Source organism: Anabaena sp. AL93 (genome assembly GCF_001672085.1).
GTDB classification, from domain to species: Bacteria; Cyanobacteriota; Cyanobacteriia; order Cyanobacteriales; family Nostocaceae; genus Dolichospermum; species Dolichospermum heterosporum.
Map to the genome: position 1 here is coordinate 1 of NZ_LJOU01000155.1, position 8637 is coordinate 8637.

Here is an 8637-nt window from a genome sequence, read left to right on the forward strand (position 1 = left end):
AGGGAAAAGAGTATGACCAATGACCAATGACCTCAATAAGAAATATACAAGTTTGTTCTACAGCTTAATAGCGCAATATGTTGTAAAATTGGGTTTGCCATTAAATCATGCTGGATTTTGCAGTCAAAATAGCTGTGGAGATGGTTTAGGAACAACAAAAGTTAGATACATAAGATATTATGAAAATAGGCGATCGCGTGCGTGTTAAAGAATCAGTAGTAGTTTATCATCATCCCGAACATCGCGGTGATGCTTTTGACATCAAGGATGCAGAAGGGGAATTAGTGGCTATTGTCACCCAATGGCAGAATAGACCTGTAAGTGCCAACTTTCCTTTTTTAGTCCAGTTCAGCAAAAAGTTTAAAGCCCATTTACGCGATTTTGAAATAGAAAATATCTAGTACCACAGGGCGGAATTAAAAATTAAAAAATACCGTCCGTACCGTGTCGCCAACCCAAAGTGCTACACGGATTAGTTTTATTATTGATGTGTGCGATGATGCTGACTTGGCAGTTCGCCTTTTCGTGAAATTTCTAATACACGCTTTCACGTGATTTAAGTCACTGGAAAGAAAGACATTAAGCTAAAAGATGAATTCAACAATGTCTCCGTTTAGTTAAGTATGAGTCCTCTAATTCTTATACTCACCCAGATCATTCTCTTCCTCCTGGGACTACGAGTAATATTTTTGATACTTGATCAGGTAATAAATGCTTATAGGCGAGTTAGATTTTCACCAAATAAAAACCCGATTTGGATCATTAAAAACATTTTTCAACGGAGACTAAGGATTAAAACCTATACCAAAAATACCCACAATACATACAAAAATTCGAGGTTGTGGAAGCAACTACTTCGCAAACTCAATAATGAGAATACAACCGCCGAAAGACTAATCAACCATCTCATGATAAAATACCCCGGACAGTCTGACCGATGGTATCTTGAAAAGGCGATTTTCGATTTAGAACGGGATAAAGGAAGATATTAACTTAATCAAGAAAATATTCCCAACAATGCAAATTAATATTACTACCTGCAACCACAACCGCAGCCGCAAAATTATCTGCCGGTGTTAATTCCCTTAAACTCCAATCTCCTGAGACAAGTAATTTACTAGGTTGATTTGGTGTTAAATCTATTTCAATTTCTTCTAACTGTACTAAACCATCTCCTGTAGCTTTTAAATAAGCTTCTTTACAAGTCCAATAACGAAAAAATATTTGTTGTTGTTGGGCGAGAGAAAGTAGTCGCAGGTATTCATATTCTCTAGCAGAAAAGAATCTTTTCGCCAGACCTTCCAAATCGGACATAGTGCGAATATATTCTAAATCCACACCAATTTGATGTTGATAACTTATCCCCAATAAAGCCAAATCTTGGGAATGAGATAAATTAAATAACAATCCTTTATCAGCAAATTTAGCCGCCAATAAAGGCTTACCACGCGGCTGATATTCAAATTCTACTTGTTTAGGGGCAATATCTAAATATTGCCCTAAAATGGCGCGGAGAGTGCCACGTCCAGCCATAAATCTTTGCCGATGTTCAGGAAAATAAAACCTTTCGGCGCGAGCAATTTCATCACTAGATAAAGTTTCCCGAAAAAATTGTAATTGTAATTCATCAGAATTTAAATTAATGCGCCAAATATGCACATCATTTAATAACAAATCTAATTTTTTAGGTGCGGGTAGCCAATTCAAATTACACACAATATCTAATAATTAAACTGTAAAAATTCGGGAGACAAAACGTTTGATATAGTCGGAAAGGTTAGGGATATTCTTTCTTCCTCCTAACTCCTAACTCCTAACTCCTAACTCCTAACTCCTAACTCCTAACTCCTTCTATCCACTCTAAAACACGATTCCACGCCCACCATTGATCAGGATCTTGGTATTGATTTTGACATTTTTTGCTACTCACATAACCAACATGACCACCGTAGCGAGTCAGTAATAAATCTATATCAGGATTTTTTCTAGCAGCAACTTCTAAATCAGGAATGATAGCCGGATCAAATAAAGGGTCATCAGCAGCATATAAAATGAAAGTTGGTTGAGATAATTTTGGTAATAATTCTAAACCACTGCTGGCTTGATAATAATCAGCAACCGTCGCAAAACCCAAACGGGCAATCACCAATTCTTCATCAAATCCCCAAATACTATTAGCCCTGGCAATAGCTTCTGGTTGAATAGACTCAGGATAAGCAGCATGAATTTTCCAGGCTAGTTTTTTCAATTCCTGAGCAATGCGAGACTCGACATATTTACCAAAAGGGTGTTTAACTAAATAGGTGAGCGATCGCAACGAATCCAAACTTGGACAAATCACCGCCCCACCGGCAATGTCAATGTCTTTAGGTGCTAAATCCGCAGCAGCTTTCACTCCCCACAAAGCCAACTGTCCCCCCAAAGAATAGCCCGTAAACCAAAATGGTGAAGGACAACCCATTTTTGCCGCAGTTTCGGCTATTTTAACAAAATCTTCCCCCTCATACAAACCATCCGAAGTCAATGTTGGCGATAATTCTGCGGTTTTACCATGCGCCCGCCAATCAAATAACACCACAGCATAGCCTTGGGCGTAAGCCTTGCGTCCCAAAATTCGTAAAAACCATTGCTGGTCTAGCTCTCCAGTAATACCATAGGTGCCAACAATTGTACTATGGGCATTTGGGGGAATAGCAACTTGACCAAAAATTGGCACACCTTGACCCCCAGAGAAGATAACCTCGTGATATTTTGGTTCTGGATGAGTAATTTTACTCTCCCAATCCCGATTAGCCCATAAAGCCGTATAAGCCGTCATGGTCACGCCATTTTGCAAAAAATAGGGCGGTAAATATTCGTATTTATACATAAAATAAGAGCATTGTATCTTACAATAGTTTGGATTTAATATTTATATTAGATTTAACATATTTTTCATAATTAAGATGGTAATCTTTTTATATATCAAGGAAAACAAAGCCTTATGGTTTGCTTGATCATCTAATCATCCCTCAACTTTTTCCCAGAATCAGCGTAGCGAAATTTTGGTAGTTGGGAGAGCGTCAATTATCGTTAAATAAAGTAGTTATAATTTTTTAAGAATGCCGAGGATTCTTGTCATAGACGATGACCCAGCGATTTCAGAACTTGTTGCCGTCAACTTGGAAATGGCGGGCTACGATGTTAGTCAAGCTGAAGATGGCATTAAAGGTCAGGCTCTGGCTCTCCAGCTACAACCTGACTTAATTATGCTTGATCTGATGTTACCTAGAGTAGATGGATTTACAGTTTGTCAACGCTTACGTCGGGATGAACGGACTGCCGAAATTCCTGTCTTGATGTTAACTGCTTTAAGCCAAACCCATGACAAAGTGGAAGGGTTTAATGCTGGTGCAGACGACTATCTGACCAAACCCTTTGAGCTAGAAGAATTGTTAGCGCGAGTACGGGCTTTATTACGACGCACTGACCGGATTCCCCAAGCAGCAAAACATAGCGAAATTCTCAACTATGGACCGATTACCCTCGTTCCCGAAAGATTTGAGGCTATCTGGTTCAAAGCAACGGTGAAACTGACTCATTTAGAGTTTGAGTTACTCCATTGTTTGCTGCAACGTCATGGACAAACGGTTTCTCCTAGCGAAATCCTCAGAGAAGTTTGGGGTTATGATCCTGATGATGATATTGAAACTATTCGGGTGCATATTCGCCACTTGAGAACTAAACTCGAACCTGATCCTCGTCATCCGCGCTACATTAAAACCGTTTACGGTGCAGGATATTGTCTGGAATTACCTAGTGTACCTCCGGGAATGGAGGAAACTATGGCTACAGTAGTTGAGTAAAAGGGAACTGGGGACTGGGAACAGGGGGGCAGGGAACAGGGAACAGGGAACAGGGAACAGGGGAGCAGGGAGCAGGGGAGCAGGGAGCAGGGGAGCAGGGGAGCAGGGGAGCAGGGGAAAATAATTATACTCAAAACGGCTTGATTGTTTGGTGCTAAACCCCTACACATCTGGGTTCTTTGTCATTTGGCAAAAGTTTAAATCTCACCCGTGTTTAGTATAATTACCAACTGACCAATGACCAATGACCAATGACCAATGACCAATGACCAAAAACTATGATATAATTAGTAGTTCTCTAAAATGGTGCTGGGTGAAGAACGTAGAGACAAAACTCAGCACACCTACACACTCAGCACTAAAGAACTCTAGTTTATGGCATTGCCAATTGTTGCAATTATCGGTCGCCCCAATGTGGGCAAATCTACCTTTGTAAATCGTCTTGCCGGAGATCAAACGGCGATAGTCCACGATGAACCAGGGGTAACACGCGATCGCACTTACCGTCCAGCTTTTTGGAATGATCGGGAATTTGTCGTAGTAGACACAGGTGGCTTGGTTTTTAACGATGATACCGAATTTCTCCCCATGATTCGCCAACAGGCTTTAACGGCGCTTGCAGAAGCCTGTGCTGCTATTTTCGTAGTGGATGGGCAAGCTGGTTTGATGCCCGCAGATGAAGAAATTTCCGAATGGTTACGTCAACAACCAGTTCCCGTATTACTGGCTGTGAATAAATGTGAATCTCCAGACCAAGGGGTGATTCAAGCCGCTGAATTTTGGGAATTAGGACTAGGTGAACCTTTCCCCATTTCCGCTATTCATGGTAGTGGGACAGGGGAAATCCTAGATGAGTTAATGAATCACATTCCTCATACAGTAGAAGTAGAGGAAAATACAGAAATTAAAGTTGCCATTATTGGTAGACCAAATGTAGGCAAATCGAGCTTACTCAATGCTTTTGTCGGTGAAAATAGAGCTATTGTCAGTCCTATTTCTGGAACAACTAGAGATACAATTGATACAATAGTTGAACGAGGTGGGCAAACTTACAGGTTAATTGATACTGCTGGTATTCGCAAAAAGAAACATATAGAATACGGGACGGAATTTTTCAGTATTAACCGTGCGTTTAAAGCTATTCGTCGTTCCGATGTGGTTTTATTAGTGATTGATGCTTTAGATGGTGTCACTGAACAAGATCAAAAATTAGCAGGGCGCGTCTTAGAAGAAGGTCGCGCTTGTGTTGTGGTTGTAAATAAGTGGGATGCTGTTGAGAAAGATTCTTACACCATCTATGACCATGAAAAAGAACTAGAATCACGCTTACATTTTACGGAATGGGCAGATACTATTTTTGTGAGCGCAAATACGGGACTACGGGTAGAAAAGATTTTAGAATTGGTCAATCAAGCGGCTGAGGCACACAAACGCCGTGTGAGTACATCAGTCATTAATGAAGTTCTGGAAGATGCTATCAGTTGGCATTCACCACCGACTTCACGGGGCGGTCGTCAGGGTAAGATATACTACGGTACTCAAGTTAGCAGTCAGCCTCCTTCTATCGCGCTGTTTGTTAATGATAATACCCGCTTTAATGACAATTATCGCCGTTACATTGAACGCCAATTCCGTAAACAGCTTGGCTTTCAAGGTACACCGATTCGGTTATTTTGGCGCAGTAAGAAAGTTCGAGAAATGGAAATTGGCGGACCAAATCGTGCTACTCGTGTAAAATAGGAAACGTAAGGAGTCAGGAGTCAGGAGTCAGAAGCCAGGAAGCCAGGGAATAAATTCCCTGTCTAAAAGCTAAAGTCGGTTAAAACCGACTGTTTTATTTTTATTTATTCTGACAACTGACCAATGACCAATGACAACTGACAAAATATGGATTTATTGCGATCGCTCCCCCTCGGACTTTACTTAGAAGAACCGCAAACTTGGTTACATAAACTCGATCCGCGAGTGAAGTTAATTTGGTTATTGAGCTTTCTCAGTAGCTATATTATCGCTAACAACTATTGGCGGGTATTACTGGTATTACTGCTAATTACTTTTACTGTATTTGCCAAAATTCCTCTGCGAGTATGGCGACAACAAATGGGCTGGTTATTGGTACTATCATTTATGGTATTGGTTATTGGCGCGATTAGTCCTGATGGATTAGGTGTGAGTTATCAATCCCGTTTACCCGCAAATGAACAAATTCTCACTCAACCAATAACTGATAAAAAGACCCAAGTTACCCCAATAATAGCAGATAGCAATAAAAAATATAGCTATGTGTTATTTCAGAAAGGATTTGTGAAAATAAATCGCCGTTCTTTGGATTTAGCAATTAGCTTGAGTACAATAGTTTTTACATTAATCTACAGCACTAATTTATATTTACTCACAACTGCACCAGAAGAAATTACTTCGGGAATGGAAAGTTTAATGCAGCCGTTGAGAAGGTTCAATATTCCCGTTACAGAAATTACCCTGACTCTAACTTTATCCTTGCGATTTATTCCCCTGGTTTTAGAAGAAATTCAAAATCTAGTTCGTTCCGTGATGACTAGGGCAATTAATTGGAAAAAGCTAGGATTAAAAGGAGGAGCAAAAGTTTGGTTAATTGTGACGGAAAGATTATTAGAAAATCTGCTTTTGCGGGCAGAACAAATGGCAAATGCGATGATGGTAAGGGGTTTTACTAGTCCTAACGAACATCGAGTGAGATGGCAAGAGTTAAAATTAAAAATGGGTGATTGGTTAGCGATCGCCACTTTAATGGTATTTTGGGGGATCAGAATAGCCTTTGGTGCTGATAACGCAGCGTGACTTAAAATTACCGGCGTTGCTGATTCAGAATATGATTTTACCTCACGCAGAGGCGCAGAGTCGCAGAGAGTAAGAGTTTGAAGTCATTGATTTTTCAATTTCATACTTGAGTTCAGCAACGCCAAATTACCTTATTTTTAGTTGGTAGGTTAATATCGTAATTTTCTCTTTTTTTACACTGGTAAGTTCTTTACTTGTCTATTTTTTTTGACAGGTTACAAGAATATAGCTGAGTTTTCGTTTCAGTTACACTTTGACAAGCCTTAAACAACCAGGACTGACCTACTGGCAACATCGCCATAAAGATAGGTAGGGAAAAAGCATAGGATTCACCTGCTAAATAAGAATCCCAAATACGAGTTCCTGACAACCACAAAGCTAAAAAAGTAAACCCACAAGCTACCAATGTTGAGACTTGAGTAGATACTAAGCAACTGAGGACTAATACTGCGGTAAAAAATAATACAGGCAAAAAAGCAATTTGCTGACAAATAGCTAATAATAGAGGTGCTTGACCACCCAAAATATTGAGATTTGCTGCTACCCAAGGATGTACCCCAACATGATATTCTAATGGCTTTACTCCGTCCAAACCTGTTGAAGGTGTATTGAATTTAGCCAGCATTTCCACAATAGCAGAGTGGAATAGTGTATCCCTATGAATAGTATTAGTATAAGCAGCAACATTAGAAAAGAGATGAGCATAGTTATAACCCTACTCCGGCATAATGAACGGGGACAATGGCACGAGTACAGTCCGTAATTGCCGCTTATACGAGGGTTTCGTCTAAGTTTAGGGTATCGGGTCGGATATCAACAAATACGGGAACTGCTCCCCTGAGAACAAAAGCGTTAGCTGTGGAAACGAAAGTATAACTGGGCATAATCACTTCGTCTCCCGGTTCTAAATCGGCTAAAATAGCCGACATTTCCAGGGCTGCTGTACAAGAGTGGGTGAGTAAGGCTTTGTGGCAATTCGTTTGCGCTTCTAGCCATTGATGGCATTTTTTGGTATAGTTCCCGTCCCCAGCCAATTGTCCAGCGTGGTGAGCTTGGCTAATATACCAAAGCTCTTTACCTGTCATATAGGGTTTATTGAAAGGGATTTTATTCATGGGTTTTAATTTTTGGCAGGTTATTTTAAATTGCGAAGTTAAAACTTAATAAGTTAGGTGGAGTTTTATATAGTTTAACTTAATCATGTAAATTGTCTAACCAATTTCGTAGATCTTCCACAGTAGCGAAATCAAATATTGCTTCTGCTAATACTTCAATTACCTCTAGATTTAAACTTTTAACCCGGGTTTCTAATTCCATATCAATATTTCCTACTTTCCTCTTGATTTGACGGACAATTAAATCTTTTTCCTTGGTAATTGCTTCTTGACGACCTTGCTGAATACCTTGTTCAATCCCTTGCTGAATACCTTGTTCAATCCCTTGTTCCATCCAACTAGTAACTATCTGCATAACTTCCTCCTTTTCCGCTGCTATTAATGAACCTATTTCTGCTGCAAATTTCTCTTCTTCTATTTTATTCAGTCGCAAATATGTATCAATAAATCCTGATATCAATTGCATTTTTGCCGGATTTAATTTTAAAGTTACTAACAACCTTAAACACTCTGCTTTCACCTTTGGTCTATCCGCTGGTGCTATATTCATTTTCGACATTAAAGCAGATGCAACTGGATTTTGACTATTTAAAAAGTCTCTCCAATTTAGCTGATTTAGTTGGATGACTTGATAATTAAATTTTAGCACTTCCAAATCAGGAAAGTTGATTTGATAGTTATTTGTGGCTAAGGTTTTGGGAGAAGAATATGAAAAAATGACTATGGGATAAATTGGTAAGTCAAATTTTTCGTGTAATCTGGAAAAATAACGGAACATTCTTTGATTAAATTTCGATTTTGCTCCTGATTCGGCTTCAATGTGAACGAGAAAGTAAGAAGGTTCACCGAGAAATTTG

9 protein-coding genes are annotated in these 8637 nt (G+C 39.5%); 4 read left to right on the forward strand and 5 right to left on the reverse strand.

Going from position 1 to position 8637, the window contains the following annotated elements:
* The first annotated feature begins 179 nt into the window (after window positions 1–179).
* Complete coding sequence (locus tag AN486_RS25305) at window positions 180–401, forward strand: ferredoxin-thioredoxin reductase variable chain (protein WP_053538343.1); 222 nt, start codon at window positions 180–182, stop codon at window positions 399–401.
* A gap of 592 nt (window positions 402–993) precedes the next feature.
* Here the strand turns inward: AN486_RS25305 and hetI are convergent.
* On the reverse strand, window positions 994–1716 hold the full coding sequence (gene hetI / locus AN486_RS25310; protein WP_053538345.1) for a 4'-phosphopantetheinyl transferase HetI: 723 nt from the start codon (window positions 1714–1716) through the stop codon (window positions 994–996).
* Window positions 1717–1834: 118 nt separating this feature from the next.
* The gene (locus tag AN486_RS25315) at window positions 1835–2869 is read right to left on the reverse strand and encodes an alpha/beta fold hydrolase (RefSeq protein ID WP_053538346.1); all 1035 of its coding nucleotides are present in this window, start codon (window positions 2867–2869) and stop codon (window positions 1835–1837) included.
* A gap of 232 nt (window positions 2870–3101) precedes the next feature.
* Between AN486_RS25315 and AN486_RS25320 the strand changes: the two genes are divergently transcribed.
* The 3 genes from AN486_RS25320 (at window position 3102) to AN486_RS25330 (ending at window position 6665) form a co-directional block, all read left to right on the forward strand.
* Window positions 3102–3845, forward strand: coding sequence for a response regulator transcription factor (locus tag AN486_RS25320; protein ID WP_027401963.1), 744 nt, complete (start codon window positions 3102–3104; stop codon window positions 3843–3845).
* A 375-nt stretch (window positions 3846–4220) separates the two neighbouring features.
* Window positions 4221–5585: a ribosome biogenesis GTPase Der gene (gene der / locus AN486_RS25325; RefSeq protein WP_039202145.1), complete on the forward strand. Its 1365-nt coding sequence runs from the start codon at window positions 4221–4223 to the stop codon at window positions 5583–5585.
* 147 nt (window positions 5586–5732) lie between these two features.
* On the forward strand, window positions 5733–6665 hold the full coding sequence (locus AN486_RS25330) for a CbiQ family ECF transporter T component (RefSeq protein ID WP_053538347.1): 933 nt from the start codon (window positions 5733–5735) through the stop codon (window positions 6663–6665).
* A gap of 190 nt (window positions 6666–6855) precedes the next feature.
* On the opposite strand, the gene AN486_RS25335 is transcribed toward AN486_RS25330, so the two are convergent.
* From AN486_RS25335 to AN486_RS25345, 3 genes are all read right to left on the reverse strand, one after another.
* Window positions 6856–7290, reverse strand: a complete 435-nt coding sequence (locus AN486_RS25335) for a hypothetical protein (RefSeq protein ID WP_053538348.1) — start codon at window positions 7288–7290, stop codon at window positions 6856–6858.
* Between the two features lie 145 nt (window positions 7291–7435).
* Entirely contained in the window at window positions 7436–7780 is a 345-nt protein-coding gene (locus AN486_RS25340) for an aminotransferase class I/II-fold pyridoxal phosphate-dependent enzyme (RefSeq protein ID WP_199924391.1), read from the reverse strand.
* A 79-nt stretch (window positions 7781–7859) separates the two neighbouring features.
* Window positions 7860–8637, reverse strand: a 778-nt coding sequence (locus tag AN486_RS25345) for a DUF4351 domain-containing protein (protein ID WP_290602925.1), incomplete at its 5' end; no start/stop codon positions are given.

Bases quoted from the DNA above. Each gene is read 5' to 3' on its own strand.
- AN486_RS25305 (WP_053538343.1), top strand. From the start codon at position 180: ATGAAAATAGGCGATCGCGTGCGTGTTAAAGAATCAGTAGTAGTTTAT.
- AN486_RS25315 (WP_053538346.1), bottom strand. From the start codon at position 2,869: ATGTATAAATACGAATATTTACCGCCCTATTTTTTGCAAAATGGCGTG.
- AN486_RS25320 (WP_027401963.1), top strand. From the start codon at position 3,102: ATGCCGAGGATTCTTGTCATAGACGATGACCCAGCGATTTCAGAACTT.
- der (WP_039202145.1), top strand. From the start codon at position 4,221: ATGGCATTGCCAATTGTTGCAATTATCGGTCGCCCCAATGTGGGCAAA.
- AN486_RS25330 (WP_053538347.1), top strand. From the start codon at position 5,733: ATGGATTTATTGCGATCGCTCCCCCTCGGACTTTACTTAGAAGAACCG.
- AN486_RS25335 (WP_053538348.1), bottom strand. From the start codon at position 7,290: ATGCTGGCTAAATTCAATACACCTTCAACAGGTTTGGACGGAGTAAAG.
- AN486_RS25340 (WP_199924391.1), bottom strand. From the start codon at position 7,780: ATGAATAAAATCCCTTTCAATAAACCCTATATGACAGGTAAAGAGCTT.